The sequence below is a fragment of the Lacticaseibacillus sp. YLM2-1 genome (assembly GCF_056583465.1).
This window is the reverse complement of sequence record NZ_CM152617.1, coordinates 2,447,443-2,468,623: the sequence shown is the minus strand read 5'-3', so window position 1 is coordinate 2,468,623 and position 21,181 is coordinate 2,447,443. Positions and strand designations below refer to the sequence as shown.

At 45.8% G+C, this 21,181-nt stretch carries 25 protein-coding genes; 18 read left to right on the top strand and 7 right to left on the bottom strand.

Annotated elements, in window-relative coordinates; genetic code table 11:
• Positions 1-282: 282 nt before the first annotated feature.
• The 5 genes from AC07KQ_RS11930 (at position 283) to truA (ending at position 4,320) form a co-directional block, all read left to right on the top strand.
• The gene (locus tag AC07KQ_RS11930) at positions 283-954 is read left to right on the top strand and encodes a hypothetical protein (RefSeq protein ID WP_003567507.1); all 672 of its coding nucleotides are present in this window, start codon (positions 283-285) and stop codon (positions 952-954) included.
• Between the two features lie 143 nt (positions 955-1,097).
• Positions 1,098-1,934: an energy-coupling factor ABC transporter ATP-binding protein gene (locus AC07KQ_RS11925; RefSeq protein WP_003580999.1), complete on the top strand. Its 837-nt coding sequence runs from the start codon at positions 1,098-1,100 to the stop codon at positions 1,932-1,934.
• Positions 1,910-2,776 carry an energy-coupling factor ABC transporter ATP-binding protein gene (locus AC07KQ_RS11920; protein ID WP_003567503.1) on the top strand — a complete coding sequence of 289 codons (867 nt, stop codon included), beginning with the start codon at positions 1,910-1,912 and terminating at the stop codon, positions 2,774-2,776. The genes AC07KQ_RS11925 and AC07KQ_RS11920 overlap by 25 nt, the downstream gene beginning before the upstream one ends.
• The gene (locus tag AC07KQ_RS11915) at positions 2,769-3,563 is read left to right on the top strand and encodes an energy-coupling factor transporter transmembrane component T family protein (RefSeq protein WP_003567501.1); all 795 of its coding nucleotides are present in this window, start codon (positions 2,769-2,771) and stop codon (positions 3,561-3,563) included. The genes AC07KQ_RS11920 and AC07KQ_RS11915 overlap by 8 nt, the downstream gene beginning before the upstream one ends.
• A 13-nt stretch (positions 3,564-3,576) precedes the next feature.
• A complete protein-coding gene (gene truA, locus AC07KQ_RS11910) occupies positions 3,577-4,320 on the top strand; it encodes a tRNA pseudouridine(38-40) synthase TruA (protein WP_003567500.1) in 744 nt (247 codons plus the stop codon).
• Positions 4,321-4,415: 95 nt separating this feature from the next.
• Here the strand turns inward: truA and AC07KQ_RS11905 are convergent, their stop codons facing one another.
• The 4 genes from AC07KQ_RS11905 to AC07KQ_RS11890 all read right to left on the bottom strand — a co-directional run bounded on the left by AC07KQ_RS11905 (position 4,416) and on the right by AC07KQ_RS11890 (position 7,628).
• Positions 4,416-5,177, bottom strand: a complete 762-nt coding sequence (locus AC07KQ_RS11905) for a MerR family transcriptional regulator (protein ID WP_003567498.1) — start codon at positions 5,175-5,177, stop codon at positions 4,416-4,418.
• A gap of 285 nt (positions 5,178-5,462) precedes the next feature.
• Positions 5,463-5,684, bottom strand: a complete 222-nt coding sequence (locus AC07KQ_RS11900; RefSeq protein ID WP_003567496.1) for a P8 family protein — start codon at positions 5,682-5,684, stop codon at positions 5,463-5,465.
• Between the two features lie 173 nt (positions 5,685-5,857).
• A complete protein-coding gene (locus AC07KQ_RS11895) occupies positions 5,858-6,568 on the bottom strand; it encodes an ABC transporter ATP-binding protein (RefSeq protein WP_003567493.1) in 711 nt (236 codons plus the stop codon).
• Between the two features lies 1 nt (position 6,569).
• Positions 6,570-7,628 carry an FtsX-like permease family protein gene (locus AC07KQ_RS11890; RefSeq protein ID WP_003567491.1) on the bottom strand — a complete coding sequence of 353 codons (1,059 nt, stop codon included), beginning with the start codon at positions 7,626-7,628 and terminating at the stop codon, positions 6,570-6,572.
• 79 nt (positions 7,629-7,707) lie between these two features.
• On the opposite strand from AC07KQ_RS11890, the gene AC07KQ_RS11885 reads away from it, so the two are divergent.
• The 3 genes from AC07KQ_RS11885 to rpsI all read left to right on the top strand — a co-directional run bounded on the left by AC07KQ_RS11885 (position 7,708) and on the right by rpsI (position 9,415).
• Entirely contained in the window at positions 7,708-8,319 is a 612-nt protein-coding gene (locus AC07KQ_RS11885; protein ID WP_013246080.1) for a TetR/AcrR family transcriptional regulator, read from the top strand.
• A 243-nt stretch (positions 8,320-8,562) separates the two neighbouring features.
• Entirely contained in the window at positions 8,563-9,009 is a 447-nt protein-coding gene (gene rplM / locus AC07KQ_RS11880) for a 50S ribosomal protein L13 (protein WP_003567485.1), read from the top strand.
• A 13-nt stretch (positions 9,010-9,022) separates the two neighbouring features.
• Positions 9,023-9,415 (top strand): 30S ribosomal protein S9, encoded by a 393-nt coding sequence (gene rpsI / locus AC07KQ_RS11875; RefSeq protein ID WP_003567483.1) that lies wholly within the window; start codon positions 9,023-9,025, stop codon positions 9,413-9,415.
• A 163-nt stretch (positions 9,416-9,578) separates the two neighbouring features.
• Here the strand turns inward: rpsI and AC07KQ_RS11870 are convergent, their stop codons facing one another.
• The gene (locus tag AC07KQ_RS11870) at positions 9,579-9,902 is read right to left on the bottom strand and encodes a hypothetical protein (protein WP_003567474.1); all 324 of its coding nucleotides are present in this window, start codon (positions 9,900-9,902) and stop codon (positions 9,579-9,581) included.
• Between the two features lie 363 nt (positions 9,903-10,265).
• Between AC07KQ_RS11870 and AC07KQ_RS11865 the strand changes: the two genes are divergently transcribed.
• Positions 10,266-11,225, top strand: coding sequence for a hypothetical protein (locus tag AC07KQ_RS11865; RefSeq protein ID WP_003567472.1), 960 nt, complete (start codon positions 10,266-10,268; stop codon positions 11,223-11,225).
• A gap of 103 nt (positions 11,226-11,328) precedes the next feature.
• Here the strand turns inward: AC07KQ_RS11865 and AC07KQ_RS11860 are convergent, their stop codons facing one another.
• Entirely contained in the window at positions 11,329-11,601 is a 273-nt protein-coding gene (locus AC07KQ_RS11860) for a DUF2785 domain-containing protein (protein ID WP_013246079.1), read from the bottom strand.
• Between the two features lies 1 nt (position 11,602).
• A complete protein-coding gene (locus AC07KQ_RS11855) occupies positions 11,603-12,043 on the bottom strand; it encodes a DUF2785 domain-containing protein (RefSeq protein ID WP_003659628.1) in 441 nt (146 codons plus the stop codon).
• Between the two features lie 247 nt (positions 12,044-12,290).
• On the opposite strand from AC07KQ_RS11855, the gene AC07KQ_RS11850 reads away from it, so the two are divergent.
• The 9 genes from AC07KQ_RS11850 (at position 12,291) to AC07KQ_RS11810 (ending at position 21,004) form a co-directional block, all read left to right on the top strand.
• A complete protein-coding gene (locus tag AC07KQ_RS11850) occupies positions 12,291-12,539 on the top strand; it encodes a hypothetical protein (protein ID WP_003659627.1) in 249 nt (82 codons plus the stop codon).
• A 474-nt stretch (positions 12,540-13,013) separates the two neighbouring features.
• A complete protein-coding gene (locus AC07KQ_RS11845; RefSeq protein ID WP_003567469.1) occupies positions 13,014-13,964 on the top strand; it encodes an ABC transporter ATP-binding protein in 951 nt (316 codons plus the stop codon).
• Positions 13,961-14,731, top strand: a complete 771-nt coding sequence (locus tag AC07KQ_RS11840) for an ABC transporter permease (protein WP_003571452.1) — start codon at positions 13,961-13,963, stop codon at positions 14,729-14,731. Before AC07KQ_RS11845 ends, AC07KQ_RS11840 begins: the two co-directional genes overlap by 4 nt.
• 3 nt (positions 14,732-14,734) lie before the next feature.
• Positions 14,735-15,514: an ABC transporter permease gene (locus tag AC07KQ_RS11835; RefSeq protein ID WP_003567464.1), complete on the top strand. Its 780-nt coding sequence runs from the start codon at positions 14,735-14,737 to the stop codon at positions 15,512-15,514.
• Positions 15,515-15,808: 294 nt separating this feature from the next.
• Positions 15,809-16,624 carry an ABC transporter permease subunit gene (locus tag AC07KQ_RS11830; protein ID WP_003571451.1) on the top strand — a complete coding sequence of 272 codons (816 nt, stop codon included), beginning with the start codon at positions 15,809-15,811 and terminating at the stop codon, positions 16,622-16,624.
• Positions 16,621-17,322 carry an ABC transporter ATP-binding protein gene (locus AC07KQ_RS11825; RefSeq protein WP_480156566.1) on the top strand — a complete coding sequence of 234 codons (702 nt, stop codon included), beginning with the start codon at positions 16,621-16,623 and terminating at the stop codon, positions 17,320-17,322. Before AC07KQ_RS11830 ends, AC07KQ_RS11825 begins: the two co-directional genes overlap by 4 nt.
• Positions 17,319-18,551 carry an acyltransferase gene (locus AC07KQ_RS11820; protein WP_003567458.1) on the top strand — a complete coding sequence of 411 codons (1,233 nt, stop codon included), beginning with the start codon at positions 17,319-17,321 and terminating at the stop codon, positions 18,549-18,551. The genes AC07KQ_RS11825 and AC07KQ_RS11820 overlap by 4 nt, the downstream gene beginning before the upstream one ends.
• The gene (locus AC07KQ_RS11815) at positions 18,508-20,040 is read left to right on the top strand and encodes an AMP-binding protein (RefSeq protein ID WP_274991015.1); all 1,533 of its coding nucleotides are present in this window, start codon (positions 18,508-18,510) and stop codon (positions 20,038-20,040) included. The genes AC07KQ_RS11820 and AC07KQ_RS11815 overlap by 44 nt, the downstream gene beginning before the upstream one ends.
• Positions 20,030-21,004 carry an aliphatic sulfonate ABC transporter substrate-binding protein gene (locus AC07KQ_RS11810; RefSeq protein ID WP_003567455.1) on the top strand — a complete coding sequence of 325 codons (975 nt, stop codon included), beginning with the start codon at positions 20,030-20,032 and terminating at the stop codon, positions 21,002-21,004. The genes AC07KQ_RS11815 and AC07KQ_RS11810 overlap by 11 nt, the downstream gene beginning before the upstream one ends.
• The last annotated feature ends 177 nt before the right edge of the window (positions 21,005-21,181 follow it).

Sequence of the window (21,181 nt, the reverse complement as noted above, 5' to 3'; positions counted from 1 at the left end):
TAAATGATTTTTTTTGTGGAAGCGCGAGCCAGCCCGGGTAGAAACCGGAGTATAAGTGGCTTTGGTCGTGATGGCTGGGTTTTGGCCATTGCGACCAAAGTCCTTACACGCAGGTTTCTGGGCTGGCGAGCACGTTATAGAACGCGCAGAAGCTCAATGGTATTGTCAAGGATAGAACATTCCTACAGTAGCATGAACCACAGAAAACCTGAAAAACCTCGCAGAAAACCGCCAAAATTGGCGGTTTTTCCTGTATACTGCAAAATAACGGAGGTTAACAACATGCACAATTGGCTTAAACAAAGAGCACCATGGCAGATTGGATTATATGTCATCGGCATTTGGTCACTGATTGCCATTGTTTGGGTTCTCCTGTTGGTCTTGTTAACACCACCAAATGGCAGCACAGGTGGTTTATTGATGCCGGGAGTGGATCACCTTGCTAACGGCAGCGTTATTGTGCAATGGCTGTCATATGCTTGGCTCATATCGATGTTAAGTGGTTATCTGACGGGACGACAATATCGCAAGCAAAAACTAACCCCTGCATTGCCCAAAACACTTATACCACTAACGACTTTCTGGGTCATCATTTTGCTTCTTGCTCAATGGTATCCACTGTCTTGGTTGACGAAACCACACTCACTTGACGGCTTTCTGCTGCTGGCAATGCTTAGTTTTGTTGTCATTATGCCAGTCGGGATCTGCGCCGCATATGCAGGATTGTTTGTGAACGGTTCTCGGTATTTAACAGTCATTTTCCTTGTGCTTTTGCTGATGACAATGCACACTAATCAATTGATCGTGAATGGCAACAGTCAATTTGGTATGGTGATGTTGAATGCGACTCCAATGCGAGTACAGGCTTGGATGTTGTTGGTTGGCAGTTTGATATTTAGTGCGGTTTTTGCATTCCTTAGTACTAATCCCGATATCGTTAAAAATAATTTCTAGCAAACCTGTTTTTCATGGATGCATGATTTTCACCCATGTCGTCATGGCTTGGAAACTGCAAGACAAGGGGAGCCTAACTCCCATCGGCTAAGTAAAATATGGTATCATTATCCGGTATACAAAGCGTAGGAAGAAGGGGCATCGTGGGCAACGTCATTCGTGTTCAACATTTGAATTACACTTATCCTGAAGCCAAACAGCAAGCGCTGACGGATGTTTCATTTGATGTGGCCAAGGGTGAGTGGCTGGCGATCATCGGGCACAACGGCAGTGGGAAGAGTACCCTTGCCAAAAATCTAAATGGTTTGCTGGCACCCGAATCCGGTACTGTGCAGGTAGCAGGCATGACGTTGAGTGAAGAAACCGTTTGGGATATTCGCGCCAAAGTCGGCATTGTTTTTCAGAATCCTGATAATCAGTTTGTCGGTGCGACAGTCGCAGATGATGTCGCTTTTGGCTTAGAGAATCGTGGCGTCCCGCGACCGGAAATGATTAAGCGAGTTGACGAGGCCTTGGATCGTGTTGGCATGACGGCTTTTGCCGATCGGGAACCGGCACGGTTGTCTGGCGGTCAAAAACAGCGGGTTGCCATCGCTGGCATCGTGGCTCAGCGACCGGAAATTATTATTCTAGATGAATCCACATCAATGCTGGACCCAGCTGGTCGGCAAGAAGTGTTGGGTGTTATTCGGGAATTGAAAGACGAACTTGGGTTGACGGTTCTTTCAATTACACATGATATTGATGAAGCGGCCGAAGCACACCGGATTATTCTCTTGAATGATGGCAAAATTAATGAGATTGGTACCCCAAGCGAGATCTTTTCGCATGGGATGGAGTTATTACGACTGGGATTGGATGTCCCATACTCGGAGAAGCTGAAAGATGCTTTGGCCCAGCGCGGCATTGCGATGCCGAAAGACTATATGGACAATGAAAGGTTGGTAGACTACCTGTGGACATTACATTCGACCATGTGAGCTTTACCTATCAGGCAGGTACGCCTTTCGCTGGTGATGGCATTAAAGATGTGAGCGGGGTTATTCGAGACGGCAGCTATACGGCAATTATCGGTCACACCGGTTCTGGCAAATCAACCATTCTGCAACATCTGAACGCGTTGTTGAAACCAACTTCCGGCACGGTGACGATTGGCGACAAGGTCATTACCAATGAAACTAACAATAAGAACCTCAAGCCGCTACGGCAAAAAGTCGGGATGGTTTTCCAATTTGCGGAAAATCAGTTGTTTGAACAAACAGTCGCTAAGGATATCGCTTTTGGCCCCCAAAATTTTGGAGTTAGCGAAAAAGATGCCTTAGCTTTGGCCGATAAAATGGTCAAAATGGTTGGCTTACCGCATGATGTGTTGGAAAAGTCGCCGTTTGATCTGTCTGGTGGTCAGATGCGTCGTGTTGCGATTGCAGGCGTGTTAGCGATGCAGCCGGAGGTATTAGTACTGGATGAGCCAACGGCGGGCCTGGACCCCTCAGGACGCCATGAGATGATGCAAATGTTTGAACAGTTGCACCGCGAGCAAGGACAAACGATCGTGTTGGTGACACATCAAATGGATGATGTGGCAGACTATGCGGATACAGTTTGGGTCATGGCAGAAGGCAAGTTAATCAAAACAGGAACACCGCGAGAGATCTTTGCTGACCCAGCTTGGTTAAAAGCGAATCAGCTAGGGCTGCCAAAGACGGCGCAACTGGCGCAACAATTAGCAGCTAAGGGGTTCCACTTTGATCCACAACCGCTAACTGAAAGCGAGTTGGCAGATCAATTGGTGCCGCAAATTGGAGGTGGCCAGCGTGGATAAATTACTGCTAGGCCGCTATATTCCCGGCGACTCGTGGGTTCATCGATTAGATCCGCGAACCAAACTTATCGCCAGCTTCTACTATATTGGAATTGTCTTTTTAGCCAATAATTGGCAGACATACCTAATGATGTTTGTAGCGACACTGTTCATGATTTGGTTATCGGGTATCAAAATCGGCTTCTTCCTTAAGGGGGTTCGCCCACTGATTTGGCTGATTTTGTTTACGGTTGTGCTGCAGGTGCTATTCGTTCGTGGTGGTACAGTTTACTGGCATTGGGGCTGGTTATGGATTACTGAATTTGGTCTGATAAACGGAGCCTTTATCTTTGTCCGGTTTGTGTTGATCATTTTCATGTCCACTTTGCTCACCTTGAGTACCCAGCCGCTGTCGCTAGCTGATGCGGTGGAAAGTCTGTTGAAGCCACTGCGGGTCATTCGCGTACCAGTAACCGAGCTGGCTTTGGTTTTGCAGATTGCCTTGCGTTTCGTACCCACGCTGATGGATCAAACGACCAAAATCATGAATGCGCAGCGTGCCCGTGGTGTTGATTTCGGTGAAGGTAACATTTTCCAGCAGATGAAGGCTGTTGTACCGTTGCTAATTCCACTATTTGTCTCAAGCTTTACGACTGCCGATGAATTGGCTACTGCTATGGAAGCGCGTGGCTACCAAGGCGGCGATGACCGAACGAAGTACCGTATCCTACGCTATCATCGGCGCGACTGGGTTGCAGCAGGCGGGATGCTTGTTTTAACCGGTCTGTTGCTGTTGTTGCGTGCTTAATAGAAGGGACATCATGACGCATTACAAGGTAACACTGGCCTATGATGGCACCAACTTTGCTGGCTATCAGGTTCAACCAAAACAGCGCACAGTCCAAGGTGTGCTGCAAAAAGCTTTAACCAAAATGACGAAGGGGCAGCCAGTGCATGTCGATGGTTCAGGCCGAACTGATTCTGGTGTTCACGCTTTAGGTCAGGTGATCAGTTTTGATTACCCGGGAAATATTCCGGCTGAGTCGATGCTGAAAGCGATGAATTCGTTGATGCCATTAGACATCGAAATTCTTAAAGCTGAAATCGTTGATGCCGATTTTCATGCCCGCTATTCCGCTAAAGGCAAACGGTATTTGTATCGAGTGGCTCGTGGTTACTATACAAATCCGTTTAACCGCCTATATACTGGTCATTATCCTTACAAACTTGATGTGCAACGAATTGAAGTGGCATTGAAGGACCTAGTCGGCACACACGACTTTACAAGCTTTGCGGCCAGTGGCGGCGTGATTGTCGATAAAGTTCGGACGATTTATGAGGCAACTGTTCGAGAAGATCCAGTGACAAACGAAATTATTTTTGAATTCTATGGCAATGGCTTTCTTTACAACATGGTTCGGATTCTCGTTGCGACAGCGCTTGAAATTGGTAATGGGCGGCGTGATGTTCACGACTTTCAGCGTTTGTTTGCAGTCAAAGATCGTCAACAAGCACGCGGCACCGCACCAGCATCAGGGCTGTACTTGAAGGAAGTTTATTATTAGAGGCTGACGCTGCGGCGTTGGCTTTTTTTTATGAAAAAAGAGCAGATTGATGCTGCGTATTGCATCAATCTGCTCTTAGGAAAGATTCGATTAAATTACCGCGTATAGTGCCGCACAATCGCATTTAACGTTTCAGCCGCTCCGGCTTTGCCGGTGCCGTCTTCGTAATACTTGCTAAAACGTGGATCGGAAACATACATCGCAGCTAAACCGCGATGAGCTTTTTGTGAATATTGTTCAGAAGGCCAGGTCATTTGTAGAAATTGCTTGTGCAATTTGAAGACGCGTTTTGCCTCCGGGGTGTTGAAATCGGTGGTGCCAACTACCGGCTTTAAGGCATCCAAAATTTCCTGTTGTAGGGCAGTTAGTTGCGCAACCTGCGCCTGTGACATATCGCGGAACTTTTTGTTGCTGGCTTCGACAATATCATCCCCATATTGTTGCCGGATTTCTTCACCATATTGTTGTTCGTTTGCTTTGATGGATTGATCTTTAAAAGCGGCAAATTTTTCGTCATCAGTCATTGTATCGACTCCTTTTTCTAAAGTTTGATCAAGGGTAGTGAGCAGTAAGCTTAGTTGATCGCGTTTGGCAGTGATGCGTTTGCGTTGTTGCTTGAGAGCGGCGGTTAAGTTTTCAGCAGGACCGTCTAGCAGCACCTTCACTTGGGCAAGCGGCATCTCAAATAATTGTAAGAAGCGGATGGTTTGCAGACGATCAACCTCAGCCTGAGTATAAACGCGATACTGATTATCAGGATCACGTTGCGTTTTCAGCAAGCCAATCTTGTCATAGTAGCGCAATGTTCGTGGTGTCACACCAGCCAAATCGGCTAGTTGCTTTGTAGAATAGGTCATCACTTGCCTCCTAAACGCGCTCAACCAGACACTTCCAAGGGCAATGGCCAAAGATGGCCAAAGACCCGGCCGATGTCCTTGAAGTCGCTTATATGCCGGTTTCAAACCGACTTGGTTCGCGCGCTCCCTTAATCAACTATAACAATAAACCGTGACGTAAGGTCAGGGTCAAGCGCAAAAGAAATTAATTATTTGGCGGGGAGGACTTCCTAAAATTTGCAAAAAAAAGAGCCGCGACCCGATAGTGCGATCCGCGGTTCATGATATTCAGTTGTTTGACGATGGTTACTTCTTGAGGACCTTTTCGGCCAAAGCTTTGACTTCGTCGTCGGACATATCTAAGACTGGCTTCATTTCTTCTTCAGTCTTAATGGTGTCGCGGCTGTTCTTTTCCATGTAATAATCCCACAGCGCATCACGTACAGGTGCTTCGCTGTCGCTCCAGTCAAATACCTTGTTCATTGGTTCATCGAGAAACAATGTCTTTTCAGGATCTACTGATGCCATAATGATTACCTCCATGATTTATACTCATTTTTGATACAAGTTCATTATAATCCTTTTACTAGGAGATGGTGCAAATTTTTAGCACTGTTTTTAATTGAGTGCTAATTTTTAGGAGTGTTTCTTCGTTGCTAGCCGATAGCTGGTAACAGTCAGTGCGTTTACGACAGCACCTTTTAGATGGCACTTGCCTTTATTTTCCGCATCCCTTCGTCAGTTAACGTCTTTAAATGGCCGTCGCGCATTTCATAAACGGTGTCGACAGCATCAAGTAAGCGTGTATCATGGGTAATCATCATGACGCCGCGTTGAGAATGGTGTGCGATATCTGCTAACAAATCAACGACCTGCAAGGCGCGCTTAGTGTCGAGACTGGCAGTTGGCTCATCGGCGAGGATGATCGACGGATCGTTGTACAATGCTCGCGCGATGGCAACGCGTTGCCGTTCGCCGCCAGATAAAGCTGCAGGGTAATTAGTAACCAAGTCGCTAATGCCAAGCATGTCAAAAAGTGCCGACATGGTTGTTTCATGCTTATGATGATGATTGAACCGATCAACTAAGGTGAGCTGATCTTTGACGGTTAAAAAAGGAATCAAATTGCTAGCTTGTAAAATAAAACCAAACGTATTGAAGCGTAAATCAGTTCGTTGGCCTTCATTCAAATGGGTGGTGTCTTGATGATTGACGATAATCTGACCGTTGCTTGGGCGTTGCAGGTTGCCGATAATCGTCAGCAAAGTTGTTTTGCCTGAACCTGAAGGGCCAATGATGGCCGCAAATTCACCGGCCTTTAAAGTGAAATCGGTCGGGTACAGAGCTGTGACCGCGGTATGGCCAGTACCGTAAGTTTTACTAACTTGTTTCAACTGAATAAGAATTGCCATCTCATTCGCCTCCAATCGCTGCTAATGGATCAATTCGTAAAATGCGTCGAAGTGAAAATAGTCCACCAATAAGCGACATGACGATTAACGCCGTCGCAATGCTGAAAAAGAGGATACTATTGGCATAAAATGGCATTGTTTTGGGAAGTATCAGCTCAGTCAGCATCAACAGGCCTGCCCCCACCGCAACGCCTACCACAGCGAGCATTAGGATTTGGCATAATAATGCGGCGATGATGGCACGCGTTCGGATACCTTGCGCCCGCATGACGCCATACATCGAGATTTTTTGGATCGTCAAGATGTACATGAAAATCCCGATAATGAGCAACATAATGCCAATCATGGCACCAATCATCAAAGCAAATGTCGAAGTTTCGGCGGTATAACCGGGGATGTTGTTAATCAACGTTGCCCGGGTGACTTGCTCCATTTTGGCGGGCACCTTTTTGAAGGCATGCGGGCTAATCAAAACCGAAACGTTCTGGACACGACTTTGGCCGTATTTTAATTGCCGAAAAGTCGTTAAAGTTGTGTAGAATACAGGTACAGTGTAAAAAAGGCGATCATGGGTGAGTCCGACAATGTGATACTTTTGATCGCTGCCATTGAGCGTGATATGGTCACCTTGATGGAGGCCGTAATGAAGAACACTGTCGTCAGCCAGTACCTCATTGCTGTCCTCGGGCATTCGGCCGCTGGTGACAGGTGGCTTCAACTTGCCACTAAGATTGACACCAAAAATATTACTGTTCACCTTTTGATTCGTCTTGGTGTTTTCGGCGACAACGGACACTTGACCAAGCAGCGCTGCCTGATGAGTGTCTGCCTGGTCGACTTGTTGCTTAGTGACAGTCGAGCTTAACAGATTTTTATTTGCGTATTTTGACATGAGCACATAGTTACCTGGTAAGGCATCAATCGCGGTTCGGTTGTTCCGCGCTAAACCGGTTGCCAGGCCAGTCAGAAAGAAAACTAGGTAGGAAATTAGCACAAAAGTCACCACCACTAAAAGGTAACGGGCCTTGTTGTGCGTAATCTCTTTATAGGCAAGGAACATCTTGTTCACCTCCAGGTTTGATTTTGCACAATTATAATATCACTCATTTATCAAATGATAAACGAAAAGGACTTAAAAAATGAATCAACGTGAACAACAGAAAAAAGCAACCATGCAACGCATTTTGACGACAGCACAAACTTTATTCATGACGCACGGTTATGCTGCGGTCACAACGCGGATGATTGCCGACGCCGCTGATGTCCAGCAGCCGTTGCTTTACCACTATTTCAAGACTAAAGAGGCTTTGTACCTTGCTGTTGTCATGCATGTAAGTGAAGCAATGGCCGCAAAAATCGTGCATGAACAAACAGATAGTCAACATTTTGTCGCCAACGTCAATCGGCTGGGCCATTTGTTAACTGACGACAATGATATGAACTTGCAGTTGGTGCTCCATGATATTGGCAACTTAAATGAAGCAGCGCGATTCAAAGTGTTTCAAGCGTGGCAAAAAGGCCTGTTGAATCCCTTAGACAGTTTCTTTACCGTTTTTAAACAACGACTCGCGCCGGATTACCAAATTCGGGAAGTGACGTTGTGTTTTTTGACAGTCCTATCAGTTTATCTCCAACCAAATGAGCGTCCGACTAGCAACCGGATAACATTCAAACGCCAATTATCGCTTGATCGCGCGTTGCAAATGTTTTGTACAGGGGTCCAGCAGAAAGGAACTATCCAGCAAGACTGATAAGTGTGCTGGATGATGGTGCGTCCTTTCAAAAACATAGCATGAGAAAGCTGCTCTAGATAAGGCGGTTCGGCACTACTGGTTTGCTGAGCAGTCGACAGTTTCGCGGCGATCGTTTTTCGATTTTTACATTGACTTAGACGCCAATCGTTGGTATTCTAGTAGCTGGTATTGTTTGCCCCACGATAAGCCCCGGAAACTTAACGTGTTCAAACAAGCACAGAATTATGGAGGAAACAAATCGTGCGTACAACATTTTTGGCTAAGCCAGGTGAAATCGAACGTAAGTGGTATGTGGTCGACGCAACGGATATTCCGCTGGGCCGTCTCTCATCTGTCGTTGCTTCGATCTTGCGTGGCAAGAATAAGCCGCAATTCACCCCAAACGTTGATACTGGTGACAATGTCATCATTATCAATGCTTCCAAACTGAAGTTGACTGGCAAAAAAGCCTCAGACAAGATTTACTATCACCACAGCCAGCATCCAGGTGGTTTGAAACATGAAATCGCTGGGGATCTCTTGCGGGATAACCCAGCTCGTCTCGTTGAATACTCTGTTAAGAAGATGCTCCCGACCAAGAATACACTTGGCCATCAGCAATTCTTGAAGCTTCATGTCTATGCTGGGGAGGAACACCCGCATTTGGCACAGAAGCCAGAAGTACTCGACATTTCAAACTTAATCTAAGGAGGCAATTACTGTGGCACAAGTACAATACGCAGGTACAGGTCGTCGCAAGAACTCCGTTGCGCGGGTCCGTTTGGTTCCCGGCACCGGCAAGATCACGATGAACGGTAAAGACGTTCGCGACTACCTTCCATATGAAAACCTGATCACTGATTTATCCCAGCCGTTCGGTATCACCGAAACAACTGGCAGCTATGACGTGCTCGTTAACGTCAATGGCGGCGGTTTTTCTGGTCAGGCCGGCGCCACTCGTCACGGCATTGCCCGTGCCCTGTTGACCGTCGATCCAGACTTCCGCGGCCCATTGAAGAAGGCCGGCATGCTTACCCGTGACCCTCGTATGAAGGAACGGAAGAAGTACGGTCTGAAGAAGGCTCGTAAAGCTTCACAATTCTCCAAGCGTTAATCATTCGATCAACATTTGGCGTTTCAACACTTTCCTGGTTTTCGGGAAGGTGTTTTTTGTTGCGCTGAAAATAGTCAGCTGATTTTGAAATTAAAAAACGCATGTGATCATCTAGTCTGAACTAGTCTGTTCACATGCGTTTTTATTTAATGTGGGATTAAAATTAGTTACCTGTTTTTTCAATTCGATACTGCCTAGCAAACTGCTGCTTAGAGACGACGCGGTGATTTGTGACGTCCAAATAGTCACCTAGATAGCCAATGGTCACGACCCCAAACTGAACGCCTTGAACGCGAAAAACACTGGCTTTCTCATGCTGTAAGCTTTCGATCATTGGCGGGAACAAACCGGCCATTAAAATACGAAGTCGGTCATCCAACCAAACAAGGTAGTTCTTTTCAAAAGCTTCTTTGACCCAGTCAGGGAATTCGTTGTTTTTACTAATTTCCCAAACTTCGGCGGATTGATCTTTATAAGTCGCTTTCATCAGTATCCTCACATTCGGATTGTCGGATTTATTTGTTTAAATAGTTGTGCGATTTTGAGGTTCCATTTGTGGAAGGAAGAATGACTGTGCTGTTTGTTAAATGAAAAAGCTCATACTAGTACTCATCAAAAATGTATCACGAGGGCAGCAACTATGGCAAGCACTGAAGCATGCTGATTTCTGAAAGCAAGATTTATGGACGCCTATAACATTTTAAAACTTCACATGGTAGAATTAATAGGAGAATGGTGCATAGTGCTGTAGCCTTTTTGCGCCACCGTATTTGGGGAATCGTTAAACTATAAAACTTTGGAGGAAAAATAGATAGATCGCCGTGTGTGATCTACATATTTTGATTGAGTGATGAAAAGGAGAAAACTGGTCTTAATTAGTTTGGCCGTGGTCGTCGTGATTGCGGCACTCATTTTTGGAGTTGCAAGGCATAACAAAACGCAAGCTGAACAAGCGATTCAAGCGCGCAATGCTAAGGTTGATCAAACATTAACCGCTATAAGAGCACAACATAAAAAGAATGTGGCGCTGAAGGATGATGCCAAACGATTGCAGGCACTGGCGAATCTTGAGACGCGTAGTGAGGCGTATTCGCTGCGTGCAGATAGAAAACAGCCGGTCATAGCGCTTTATAAGGAACTCATCAACAAGGAAAAGGCCTATTTTACTGACAAGAATCAAAAGAGCCTGAAGAAAAATAAGCTGACTGATGACCAATTGAAAGACATCAAGAAGAAAGACCTTCAGGCGAAGCTCGCTGGGTTAAATGCTTTGACCGATGTGCTTAATACACAGAGAGATATTGTCTACAATGATAAGAATTTTAAGACTTTAAGTACTGAGATTCAGCATCTGAGTGAACGCTATGCTGAACGCTTACGGCAGATGACGCAGGATGAAGGTCAAGCTAGTCAACCAGCTGAGAGTAGCAACACAGCTTCTGAGTCGCAAGGTCAGCAGGATCAGACTGACCAATCAGCTAGTGGGCAATCTGCTGACACCAGCCAGTCAGGTAACGTTGATAATGGGCAGACAGACACAGGTACAAGCACTGGCGGATATGGGTATAACAACCCTTGGAATAGTTGGTATGCGCCGAATACTGGCAGCGGTAGCTCGGGGTCAGTGACAGACAATAGCGGCGCAGGAACAACAACTACGCCGAATGCCGACAATAGTGGTGCTGGCACTGGAGCGACAGATCAAGGGGCGTCAACCGGAGCTGACGATGGCAATCAATCATCTAGTGCGACGGGTAATACTGGTATAGACGGGCAGGCAAGTTCCGGCGCGGACGGGACAAACCCATAACCTAATCGAGATAACCCATCTTCTGAAAATACTTTGTCACCAGCGGCAACAGTGTTGGCTGCATAGACGGTGCCATAAAATACAACGTCATCATCAGGCGCTTCTACGACGAGACGCGATAATAAGCTTTGTTTTTATGCGGATGCTCTGTATAATCAGTCCAGCGAATAATGTCGGTTTCGTTAAAAAAACGGCTGATGCTGTCAGTTGCATGGTTTGAATTTTGACTAACACGTAAAACGACCATGGCTAACCGCTCTTCCTCATCGTCTAGGAAGGGCTTTTTTTGTTGAGCTAAGACATTAGCGACGACATCCAACGCCTGCTGAAGCTGCGCTGTGGTTATCTTAGGATGAGCGGCTGCCGCTGCAAGCAAATCACTGCCATGGGCAATGCCATGCGCCCAGCCTTTTTATCGAAACATAACCGCGCCAATCGGTTTCGATTTGCAGATACTTGAGAGCCCAATCTATCCAAGTTTGGATTTGTTTGTCAGTTAGAAATGGTTTGCTGCTATCGGTTTCTAATAAAATCGCCCCTAATAAGGCGGTGAAGGTTCTGGTGAAGACCTTGTCATTGTCTGAATTGTTGAGACCAGTAAAAAGTTGTGCTTGTTGCGTGGTGCGGGTGGCAATTGCTTTTCGTTGAGCAGTTGTGAAACCTTCAGTTAAAAAACCGCGTGCTAATAGGGAATAAACAAGATTATCCCGAATCTCGGCATTGGGATCGCTGATATGATCTAGCAGCCATTCGCACTGATGCTGGTTGAATTGCAAAGGATCGGGCATCGAAAGCAGCTTCTTGAGTTCATTTTCCATTGACGGGAAGGACCTTTCTTAATTTATCTTTTATAAAGAATCGGATATTAAAATTTTGAGTTAGAAAATTACTTATTTTAGGCTAATCTGCACCAAGCAGGTCGCTAACCTCGTATGGAGTCTATTATCTGTTGAATAAGTCATATTCAAAAAACTTCCATCATGGTATTTTTTGGTCTGATATACTGAACGCAACACAGAAAAGGATAATGAACGGTGGTACCAGATCAGAGAGGTGGTGGTGCGTATGGGGAAACCTATCAGCCACACATTGATGAGAAAGGTACATTCACTTGTCTGTGGTCGCTGCATTAACGACGATCACGGCCTGCGTGGTTTCGTGCATGATACTGGTGGTCGCCCTAACACGGTTGATCAGAGCCAGTACCAAACTGCTACTAGCAGTGGACGAATTCCGCAAGGCGCTCGGACAACTCCGAGAAAAATAGGCAAACTAAAAGCCGCGTTTCCTTTGAGCGGATCTCGCGGCTTTTAGTTGCCTGTTCCAACAGCCATCGTTCATTAGATGGTTCTGTGAGGGCATTTCTGCCCGACCGCCGCGCTGGTACGCGGCGGTTTTTTCTGCTTCAAGTATAGCATGGCTTGCGAACGCTTTTCCAGTAGTTAGTTTTTTTACTCGAAAATTTGGAAGTAACATTTAAACCAAATAGCATTTATCATCAAAAAATTAAAGCGAGAGTTATAGAATGGAAGAGTTCTGATATTAATAATGCAATTAATTTATGTCAAGAAATGTTGTAGGCATAATAAGCCGATAATATTCACTTTCTATCGAGTGATTTTGTTTGACGGCGCAAACAACGTTCTGTAATCTACTAAAGTAAACATGTCAGGAGTTATTCTTTTAAAGACTAAGGAGGAAGCACGATGAAGCTGAGCAAAAACGGACAAATGTCTTTATTGACACTAACATTGAGGTCACATGGATTTGAACGAAAGAAGGAGCTTCATGGCGCTTATCGAGGTAGACCATGTTACTAAACAATACGTCAAAGTAGCAAAAATTGGCGTTGTTAAAAAGAAACGTACACTTTTCACGGCGGTTGATGATGTCAGCTTTGCCGTTGAGCCAGGTGAAAAAGTTGGCATTGTCGGCTTAAATGGTTCGGGAAAGTCAACACTCATCAAGATGATTTTGGGGATTTTGCGGGCAGATGATGGGACACTTGCTACATTTTCGGGAGATCCGACAAAATATCGGCAGCGAAATGCGCAACGCATTGGCATCGTGTTCGGGCAGCGCAGTCAGCTTAGGTGGGATCTCCCGGTTTATGATACGTTTTTATTAAACAAAGAGATTTATCGTATTTCAAAAGAAGATTTTTTGGCGCGGGTTGAGCATTTAACGTCATTACTGGATGCAAAAGACTTTTTGCAGCAACCGGTTAGAACGTTAAGCTTAGGTCAGCGGATGAAAGCGGAGGTGATGGCATCGCTGCTTCATGATCCGGAGCTGATCATTTTGGATGAACCAACTATTGGCCTTGATGTGGTCACTAAGAATAAAATCGTTAAGTTCCTACAACAAGTCGAAGGCAAGACCTTGTTGTACACCTCGCACGATCTTGAGGATGTTGAAAAAATTTGCTCACGCATTTTAATTCTTGATCACGGAAAACTGTTGACAGACATTTCCGCACAAGCTTTGTCAAAAATCGCGACGCCATCACAGATTGAATTTTCACTCGTTGATTCAGCTAATCTGCCAGCGGCTCTTGCTGACGTTGGGGTGCAGACACTACCCAATGGCAATTTTAGAGTTGCGGGACTATCTTCTAAAGAGGTTCAAGATTTTATGAGGCGACTCATCGCGACAACCGAGCTGGCTTCTGTGACGATTGCGAATAAACGCTTAGAATATGTCATTTCATCAGGACTGACAACAGGTGGCGGCCAATGACGTTAAGACTGATGATGATTCGAATTGGTTTGAAAAGGAGTGTCGCCAATCGCTATGCGTTTGGCTTCTACTTATTTGGCAATTTAATTTCGATTGCCGTGATGTTTTTTCTGTGGCAAAGTGTTTTGCGGCATCGGCCAAGTGCCGTTTTTGCCGAAACGATCACTTATTTGATTTTCATGCAACTATTGACGGCCGTCTTTCCGAAAACTAGCTTTGCTATCCACGACGATATTCGTACAGGTAATATCGCCCGCCTGTTATTGCGGCCAGTGCCGTTACTGACCCATTATTTTTGGGAAAGTGTTGGTTATTCATTTGGCAAGTTGATTTTTATCGGTATCCCTGATGTCATCCTATTGGTCGTGGTGAGGCAGTCAGCGCTTGCGTGGCAGACGTTACCGTTGTTGGTGATGGCGGTCATGCTTGGATATGTACTGTATTTTGAACTCGAGGCGATCATAGGGCTATTTTCTTTTTACACCTATAGCATTTGGGGTATCAATACGTTTAAAGCTGCTGTTTTGCTGGCCGTGTCGGGAAATGTTTTTCCAGTGAATTTTTACCCAGCAGCGGTGAAAACAATCGCACAGTTTTTGCCATTTCAATACGCGTTCGGTGCGATTGGTAAGTTGTTATCACAGCAGCAGGCTGCCGACTTTTGGCCGACATTGTTCATGCAGAGTCTCTATATTGCCACGTTATTTGGTGTCTATCACTTGCAGCTGAAAATAGCGATCCAACGTGTTGTGGTTCAGGGAGGTTAGCTGATGACGAGATATGCGCGCTTACTGTTAGCCTTTTTCAAAATTAATTTCAAATCATTAGCCATTTACGATTTTGATTTTTATTTTTCAATTGCTGGCATGATGATTCAAAATTTGATTAATGTTGCGGCACTTCGCTTTTTATATTTGTTAGTCCCGACGATTCAGGGCTATACGTTTACGGAACTGTTGACGACGTATGCCATTGCCAGCACCTCATTTGCGATTTTTCGCTGTTTTTTCATTAATACGCTGAATATTGCGGATTATGTGCGAAAAGGAAAGTTTGACGGCTTGTTGGTTAAACCTGTCAATCCGCTTTTTCAGTTGTTGAATGAAAGTTTTGATGAAGATGCTTGGGGTGACTTGGCGATATCCGTACTGATTTTGACCACGATTGCATTCAGCTCGCACATGCCTTTACTTATTTTCTTGCTGGTCCTGCTGATGTGCTGTGCCACTTCTTTAATCTTCTTATCCTTAACCTTACTAGGCGGGATGGTGTCGTTGTTGTCACAAGGGTTAGCAGATTTATCGGAGACAGTTTATGACTTTTTTGAATTTTCAAAATATCCGCTTTCCATTTACAATACGCCGTTAAAAATGATCCTCACCTGGTTTTTACCATTAGGTTGGGTGGCCGCTATTCCGCAATCAACGGTCATTGACAACGGCCGCTGGTATTTTGCTATTCTGGTTGTTGGCATCTCGGTTGCTTTCTTCACCCTCGTTTATCAACTATGGCGGCTTTTTCTGGTGAAATATCAAAGTACAGGCACGTAAAATAAGGCGAAAATCATTTGCGACATCCAACACCTGATGCCCTTTTTTAAATTTTGAAGTGACAGAATTGAGCCAAATGATTTAAAACTCAAATGTGCTCGCCATGTTATTGATTATGAATTCCTTTTGGTCAAGAACCATTTTAGACAAACTTCCGGTCCTTTCAGCTGATGATTCGTGCTGAAAGGGCATTTTTTTATGCTGATTAGGTCATAAACTCTTCAAATGGAGTTAAGTCAGCTTTAAGTTGCTCTCGTTAGTATGAACACCATCAACTTAAAGGAGATGGCCCTGATGCAAGAAGTCACGACACTCACGCAACGGCCAAAGCCGCGGACCAAAAGACATATCAATTGGTTCAAGGTACTGCCTTGGATCGTGCCGTTGGGATTACTGGCTGGATGGCAAGCCGCGGTCAGTTTTAACTGGCTCACGAGTTCCTTACTTCCAGCACCCTTAACGGTGATTCAAGATGGCATCACCTTGTGGCAAAGTGGCGAATTGCCAAAAAATATTGCGATTAGCCTGTATCGTGCAACAGCTGGGTTTGCGATCGGTGGCAGTATCGGATTTGTACTTGGCCTGATGAACGGTTTGGTCAGACCAATCCGAGCCTTATTAGATAGTCCGATTCAAATGCTTCGCAACATTCCGCATCTATCCTTGATTCCCTTGCTGATTATTCTGATCGGCATTGGCGAATCGGCCAAAATATCGTTGGTGGCAATCGGGGTCATGTTCCCGATCTACATCAATACTTATCAAGGTATAACAACGGCCAATCCAGAATTGCTTGAAATGGGGCATGCCTATGGTCTTTCAAAGCGCGACTTGTTCACGCGAATTATTTTTCCTGGGGCTTTACCCAACATTTTGATGGGTGTGCGGTACGCGCTGGGCGTGATGTGGACCACATTGATTGTCGCAGAAACCATTTCTTCGAGTTCCGGCTTAGGCTACATGGCAACGAATGCACAAGAATTTATGCGGATGGACACCGTCCTGCTTTGTATTTTGATCTACGCATTGCTCGGCAAGGTGTCCGACCTCATTGCGAAAAGTTTAGAAAGAGTCTTCCTTAGTTGGCGTCAAGGAGGTGTCGAGGCATGACTGATCCAATTATTAGTTTACGTCAGATTAAAAAAACCTATAACGATAAAACTGTCTTGCATGACATTCATCTTAATTTGTACCCAGGTGAATTCTTGGCACTGGTCGGCATGAGTGGCGGCGGCAAAAGCACCATTCTTCGCCTAATCGCAGGACTCGAGCCGCCGACTGCCGGTGACATCCAACGTCAAAATGGACTGGTCATGCGGATGATGTTTCAAAATGATCGCTTGCTGCCGTGGTTAACCAATTTGGACAACGTTTCTTTTCGATCACACGATCCCGCTATCGTGCAACAAGCTAAGTCACTGTTAACAGCAGTTGGCCTTGCTGACAAAAGCGATGGTTATCCAGTACAACTTTCAGGTGGTCAAAAGCAGCGGCTGGCGTTGGCGCGAGCGTTGTTAGCTAAGCCGCAGTTACTGTTGCTCGATGAACCGCTTGGCGCATTAGATGTCTTGACGCGGCAACATATGCAAGATCTGATCCTTGATATTTTCACAAAACAGCATTTAAGCAGTTTGCTCATCACGCATGATGTTAATGAAGCTGCACGCATGGCCGATCGCATTGTGGTTGTCAAAGATGGCAAGCTGGCATACGAAACAAGCGGTGCTCGTGGTCAATCACCAGAGAAAATTGCGAACACAGCAGCACGAGTTTTGAACGCGATTGTGTCAGAGCCGGTGACAACATGAAGCAGGCGAATGACGGCGAGCGGCGCGAGCCGAAAAAAGTTAAGCATCCTTATCTATATGAAATTGATCTTATGCGTTTGATTTTTATTGCGGGTGTGCTGTTGAATCACACGACAACGGCATTTCAGCATCAAACATCCAGCGGTTTAATCAGTACTGGATTCTTAGCCACACATTTAATGATTCATTTTACGCGAATGGGTTTCATGTTTATGACCGGTTTGGTATTGACGATGGTGTATTACCGGCGTCAGCGCAATTGGCCGCTGTTTTACAAAAAACGCTTCACAACAGTCGGCGTACCTTACGTCTTGTGGAACACTTTATTGTTGGCAGGTTCAGTACTGCTTGGTGTTGGCGGCTTTACCATCGCCAACTTCTGGCCAGACTATCTCAGTGCCTTGCTGCATGGCGATCAATTTTACCTCTACTACGTTTTGGTCACCTTACAATTGTATCTATTGTTTCCAGCCATGCTGTGGCTATTTAAACGGATGGCTGGTCATCATATCAGGTTAGTCGTCGCTAGCTTCGGCGTTCAAATGCTGCTAGTCATCGGCATTAAGTATGGGTTGCCACATGTCAACACAAGCAACTGGTTATGGTGGTTTAAGGCCTATGGGGTCAATGTTTTCACCTATCAGTTCTTCTTCATCAGCGGTGGACTCGTCAGCCTGCACTATGAAAAGGTCAAGCAATGGCTTCTTGCCCATCAGGTGTTAATCGGCTGGGGTGCTTTGAGTCTCAGTATCGGCACCATTGGTCTCTATGTTTTTAACAAACAAGTTCTGAACTTTGGTCACAACGCTGCTGTTTCGCCGCACCAACCTTATATGTTGATCTACGATGTCGTGATGATCGCTTTTGTATTCGTATTAGGCCAGCGATACGCGGTCTGGCATACGAAGCGACCCGAACATTGGTTGGCACGACTGATCGGTCATGGTGCGCAAGTTTCTTTCGGCGTTTATCTTTGTCAAACCATTGCTATTAGCTTGTTAGGCAGCTTGTTGAGTCTCGGTGGTTTTAGCAATGGCATGTTGATCTTACTACTACCAATCGGCTATATCTTTATTCTAGTTGTTTCATTTACCATTGCTTGGCTATGCTACCGGATCGCGCCGTTTGGGTGGCTGATTGGCCGTCCGCAGTCCTTGTCAGTTTCATCGAAAGGAGTCTTGAATCATGAGCAAACTCACCGATCTGTTGTCTCAGAATCTAATAAATGAGCGTGATTACCCAATTGTGAAATCAGTCGCTGCCGATACTTGGTATACCGGGCGCGATCTTGAAGAGGACGTCGCAGCCTTGCGTGTCCAGTTGAATAAACTGAAAATCGGTGCAGGGGATCAGATTCTTGTCGCTTTGCCAAACGCTCCCGTCCATCTGGCGTTAAATCAGGCGCTTTGGGAGATTGGTGCGGTTGTCCATCCGATTGCTGCCGCGACCCCGTTGCCAGAACTGAAGGCGGAATGGTCATTGTATCACTATCAGGCAGTTATTACCTTGCCTGATGTTGGCGAAAAGCTGGCAGAACCATTGGTGCCGTGCAGTCGGCTTCGTCTGCATACTATCGCAGCGCTAGCGATTTTAACTGATGCCAGTCAGCTTGCGTATCGCATAAACGCGCCGCAGAAACGGCCAAAAGAAGAGGATCTGGCTTTGATCCTCAACACTTCGGGCACAACTGGCAAGCCGAAACGCGTGGGCTTAACCCATCGCATGTTGTTGAATGCGGCCCAACACGATGCCAAAAGCCATGCCTTATCAGCTGATGATATCGCCATGGTCGTGATGCCGATGTTTCACATCAATGCGCAGGTGATTTCGGTTTTGGCTACCCGACTTTCAGGTGGCAAACTTGTCATCGCACCGAAGTTCTCCGCTAGCAAATTCTGGCCGCTCATCGCAGACAACCATGTCACGTGGGTTTCAGTTGTGCCGACAATCATTTCGATTTTGCTCATGAACGAAAACGCCTTGAAAGCTTATCACCCTGACATTCATTTGCGATTCGTCCGCAGTTCCTCGTTTGCATTGCCAGAAGATAAGTTGATAGCCTTTCAGACGTATTTTCATACGCAGATTCTCGAAGGTTATGGTATGACTGAGACGGCGAGTCAGAGTACCTTAAATCCAATTAATGCACCGAAAATTGGGTCTGCCGGCAAGCCGGTGGGTACAGAACTGCGACTGATGCTGGCGGACGGTTCTTTGAGCCAGCAACCGTATGTTGAAGGTGAAATTGCTCTTCGCGGCGATCACGTCATTCATGATTACCTCGAACCGCATCCTGAATCTTTCAAAGACGATTGGTTCCTCACTGGCGATCTTGGCTATTTAGACGAAGATGGCTATCTGTTTGTCAAAGGCCGTCGTAAGGAAATGATCAATCGCGTTGGTGAAAAGGTTGCCCCGGCAAAAGTCGAAAATATCCTTAATGAGTTAGACTGGGTTGCTCAAGTAGCGGTGATTGGTTTGCCGGATGCACTTTATGGCGAAGCAGTCACGGCGGTTGTCATTCGCCAAAACGTGACTGGCGACCCAATGAAAGCCAAAGCCGCCTTGATCGATTACGCTCGCCAGCATTTGGCAGCGTATGAATGTCCAACCGATGTCGTTTTTGTCAAAGCCTTTCCGGTCAATGCAACTGGGAAAGTACTCCGACCGAAACTGCGCAAACAGCTAATGCAAGGCGGACAAGCCTATGAAGCATAAAAAACACCTTTGGTTCTTGGTGATCGGCTTAATCATGTGGCTTAGTGTTGCCGTCTATGGCTATACGCAGACCACGACGGCGGCCAGTGATCTGGAAACAGTCACGATCGGCTACCAAAAGGCCGATCCTGTCGACATTGCCCGCCAGCACGGTGAGTTAATCAAAAAAATGAAAGCAAAAGGCTATCAAGTCGTCTTCAAGGAGTTTTCTGATGGTGCTGCGCTCATGACTGCTTTGAAAAGTGGGGCGATCGACTACGCTCGCGTTGGCGATACGCCGCCAGTGACAGCAAAAGCTGCTGGCACGGATATTGCGCTGATTGCTGCTGGTGCCACCAAGGAATATGGCAGCGGTATTCTTGTTGGTAAGAACAGCCAGATCACCAATCTCAAGCAATTGAAAGGCAAGACGATCGCCTATCAAAAAGGCACTGCCGCCCAATACTTGATTATTCAGGCCTTAAAAAAGGCAGGTTTGTCCACCAATGATGTTAAATTAGTGAATATGGATCAAAGTTCAGCATCGGTCGCTTTTGCAAAAGGCAGTGTGGATGCTTGGGTCACTTGGGATCCGTATACGGCAACAGCACAAGTCAATCAAGGGGCCAAGTTGCTGACAAACGGCACCGGCTTGGCAAAGAATCGTGACTTCCTGATCTCAACCCAAAATTATGCCAAAACTCACACCGCGCTGAGCAAATTGCTGACAACCTATATCAACGATGATATGACGTGGGCCAATAATCACCACACACAACTCATTGCCATGCTCAGTAAAACCTTGAAACTATCAGACGCTGTGATTCAAAAAATGGTTGAACGCCGAACTTATGCCATGGCGCTCGTTAAAGCAGATAGCAGCATTGTCGATGAAGAAAATCAAATCGCGAATACCTTTTATCAAGAAGGTGTTGTGACCGAGAAGGTGGATATGAAGACAACATTAGTCAGTGGTAGCGACTGATCAGTTGCAGCCCGGGACTTGCTGGATAAAAAAGACTCCTTAAGATGAAATATCTCAGGGAGTCTTTTTTGATAGGACCATGGCATCATAAAGCAATCACAATTATTTTTTTAACGGGACATTTTTCAATGCTGAGTGCTTCTGGCATTTTTCCAGCATCAATCTTTGGTTATGCAT

What these genes read in the sequence shown, in the direction of transcription:
- AC07KQ_RS11930 (WP_003567507.1), top strand. Translation starts at nt 283, where the DNA reads ATGCACAATTGGCTTAAACAAAGAGCACCATGGCAGATTGGATTATAT.
- truA (WP_003567500.1), top strand. Translation starts at nt 3,577, where the DNA reads ATGACGCATTACAAGGTAACACTGGCCTATGATGGCACCAACTTTGCT.
- AC07KQ_RS11905 (WP_003567498.1), bottom strand. Translation starts at nt 5,177, where the DNA reads ATGACCTATTCTACAAAGCAACTAGCCGATTTGGCTGGTGTGACACCA.
- AC07KQ_RS11900 (WP_003567496.1), bottom strand. Translation starts at nt 5,684, where the DNA reads ATGGCATCAGTAGATCCTGAAAAGACATTGTTTCTCGATGAACCAATG.
- AC07KQ_RS11895 (WP_003567493.1), bottom strand. Translation starts at nt 6,568, where the DNA reads ATGGCAATTCTTATTCAGTTGAAACAAGTTAGTAAAACTTACGGTACT.
- AC07KQ_RS11890 (WP_003567491.1), bottom strand. Translation starts at nt 7,628, where the DNA reads ATGTTCCTTGCCTATAAAGAGATTACGCACAACAAGGCCCGTTACCTT.
- AC07KQ_RS11885 (WP_013246080.1), top strand. Translation starts at nt 7,708, where the DNA reads ATGAATCAACGTGAACAACAGAAAAAAGCAACCATGCAACGCATTTTG.
- AC07KQ_RS11870 (WP_003567474.1), bottom strand. Translation starts at nt 9,902, where the DNA reads ATGAAAGCGACTTATAAAGATCAATCCGCCGAAGTTTGGGAAATTAGT.
- AC07KQ_RS11865 (WP_003567472.1), top strand. Translation starts at nt 10,266, where the DNA reads ATGAAAAGGAGAAAACTGGTCTTAATTAGTTTGGCCGTGGTCGTCGTG.
- AC07KQ_RS11855 (WP_003659628.1), bottom strand. Translation starts at nt 12,043, where the DNA reads ATGGAAAATGAACTCAAGAAGCTGCTTTCGATGCCCGATCCTTTGCAA.
- AC07KQ_RS11850 (WP_003659627.1), top strand. Translation starts at nt 12,291, where the DNA reads ATGGGGAAACCTATCAGCCACACATTGATGAGAAAGGTACATTCACTT.
- AC07KQ_RS11845 (WP_003567469.1), top strand. Translation starts at nt 13,014, where the DNA reads ATGGCGCTTATCGAGGTAGACCATGTTACTAAACAATACGTCAAAGTA.
- AC07KQ_RS11840 (WP_003571452.1), top strand. Translation starts at nt 13,961, where the DNA reads ATGACGTTAAGACTGATGATGATTCGAATTGGTTTGAAAAGGAGTGTC.
- AC07KQ_RS11835 (WP_003567464.1), top strand. Translation starts at nt 14,735, where the DNA reads ATGACGAGATATGCGCGCTTACTGTTAGCCTTTTTCAAAATTAATTTC.
- AC07KQ_RS11830 (WP_003571451.1), top strand. Translation starts at nt 15,809, where the DNA reads ATGCAAGAAGTCACGACACTCACGCAACGGCCAAAGCCGCGGACCAAA.
- AC07KQ_RS11825 (WP_480156566.1), top strand. Translation starts at nt 16,621, where the DNA reads ATGACTGATCCAATTATTAGTTTACGTCAGATTAAAAAAACCTATAAC.
- AC07KQ_RS11820 (WP_003567458.1), top strand. Translation starts at nt 17,319, where the DNA reads ATGAAGCAGGCGAATGACGGCGAGCGGCGCGAGCCGAAAAAAGTTAAG.
- AC07KQ_RS11815 (WP_274991015.1), top strand. Translation starts at nt 18,508, where the DNA reads ATGAGCAAACTCACCGATCTGTTGTCTCAGAATCTAATAAATGAGCGT.
- AC07KQ_RS11810 (WP_003567455.1), top strand. Translation starts at nt 20,030, where the DNA reads ATGAAGCATAAAAAACACCTTTGGTTCTTGGTGATCGGCTTAATCATG.